Origin of the sequence: Ohtaekwangia sp., from assembly GCF_036786105.1 — a bacterium.
Lineage (GTDB): Bacteria > Bacteroidota > Bacteroidia > Cytophagales > Cyclobacteriaceae > Ohtaekwangia.
Map to the genome: position 1 here is coordinate 1 of NZ_DAIQRQ010000045.1, position 1,897 is coordinate 1,897.

At 36.1% G+C, this 1,897-nt stretch carries 2 protein-coding genes; both read left to right on the forward strand.

Going from position 1 to position 1,897, the window contains the following annotated elements:
- On the forward strand, window positions 1-967 hold a 967-nt coding region (locus tag V7Q33_RS16650; RefSeq protein ID WP_333820543.1), incomplete at its 5' end, for a helix-turn-helix domain-containing protein.
- A 68-nt stretch (window positions 968-1,035) separates the two neighbouring features.
- A complete protein-coding gene (locus V7Q33_RS16655; RefSeq protein WP_333820544.1) occupies window positions 1,036-1,773 on the forward strand; it encodes an SDR family oxidoreductase in 738 nt (245 codons plus the stop codon).
- Window positions 1,774-1,897 lie beyond the last annotated feature (124 nt).

Here is a 1,897-nt window from a genome sequence, read left to right on the forward strand (position 1 = left end):
AGCCTATCTTCAGATATATTATTCCATGCAAAAATATCTGCATATATTCGGATGTTGGGCGGTCATTGTAAAACTTCACCCTACTAACGATATGTATGAGCCAAACGAAACACCAGACAGCTTACAAAATGACAAGTTGAAGATTAAAATCAACTCAGATGAAAACCCTTATCTTTCTACTCATATTCAGCAAAAATTTCTAAAGCCACGCAAACTGACTTCGTACTTTATTGTGTTCATTGAAAGTGGCTCTATTACATACAAATTGGACTTGCAAGAAATTACCCTTAAAGACGGACACTTGCTTTTCGCTATGCCCAATCAAGTTTTTACACCACCCTATAAAGCAGACAATTTAAAATACTTCAAGGTGTTATTTGATGAAAACACATTGGCATTGTTACCACAGCAATTTCCTTTTATAGTCAATCCTCTAAACTCCCAAACAATAATTTTTGACAACGCTGCAAGACAAAGAGTGAGAATGAGTTTTGAAATTCTGAATCAAATACTTTACATCGATAAACATCAGGCGGACACAGAAATAATATTGGCTTATTTGAACTCACTATTGGTAGAATTGAATAGTGCCTATTTCAAAAACAAAGAACCAATCAATATTTCAGACACTAATCTTTCAAAATTTATTGAGTTTAAATTAGCGGTGGAAACACATCTTACAGAGCAGCCTTCTATCAATACAATTGCCGAAAAATTGGCTTTAACGACAAACAGTTTATATCGGATTGTAAAAGAATATTCAGGAGTCTCACCTAAGGATTTTTTTACCAATCGGTTAATGATTGAAGCACAGCGAAAATTACATTACTCGACCCTTTCTGTAAAAGAATTAGCTTATGAATTAGGATTTAATGACCCCGATTACTTTTCAAGAGTCTTCAAAAAATGTACAGGAAAAAGCATACGTGAATTTTTAGAAGCTCAACAAGATTTGTCAAGAGAATAAATCGATTTGTCCGTCCTCTCTGCTTTTTAGCTGCTCTACTTTGCATCATAAATTTTAAAAACAAAAAAATGAAATCAGCATTAGTAACAGGAGCTAACAAAAGCATTGGCTTTGAAGTCGTGCGGCAACTTGCCCAAAAAGGAATTTACGTTTATCTCGGCAGTCGAAATTTGGAAAACGGAATTGCAGCCGTGAATAAATTAAAGACAGAAGGACTGAACAATGTCGAGGCTATTCAGCTTGACGTTACAGATGATCAATCTGTAAAAAATGCCCGTGCAGAAATGGGTAAAAGAACCAAGGCGTTGGATATACTTATCAATAATGCTGGCATTTACGGTGGCTACCCACAGGCAGCGCTTGATTCAACGATAGAGCAATTCAAAGCAACATACGATGCAAATGTTTACGGAGTCGTAAGAGTCACGCAGGCGTTTATTGATTTATTGAAAAAATCTGATGAACCGCGCATTGTAAATGTAAGTTCAAGTCAAGGCTCAATTACATTGCACAGCGACCCATCATATAAGTATTACGATTATAAAGGAGCTGTTTATCTCTCTTCAAAATCAGCAATGAATATGTATACGGTTGTTTTGGCATACGAGCTAAGGAACAGTGACTTCAAAATAAACGCTGTTTGTCCAGGATATACAAAGACGGATTTTAATGGTCATCGTGGGTCAGGAAGTGTTGAAGATGCCGGAAAGCGAATTATAAAATATGCGTTGATTGACAAAGACGGGCCAACTGGAAAATTTTTCAGTGAAGAAAACAACGTTGACACTGGAGAAATTCCCTGGTAATAATTGGATAGATCTCTGACTCAAAATTTCAAGGGATAAGCTGAAATATAGGATGTCATAGTAAAATTAGGGCAGACGCAAAAAAGCCTTCTAAGTATGAAACTCAGAAGGCTTTTTGATGTAG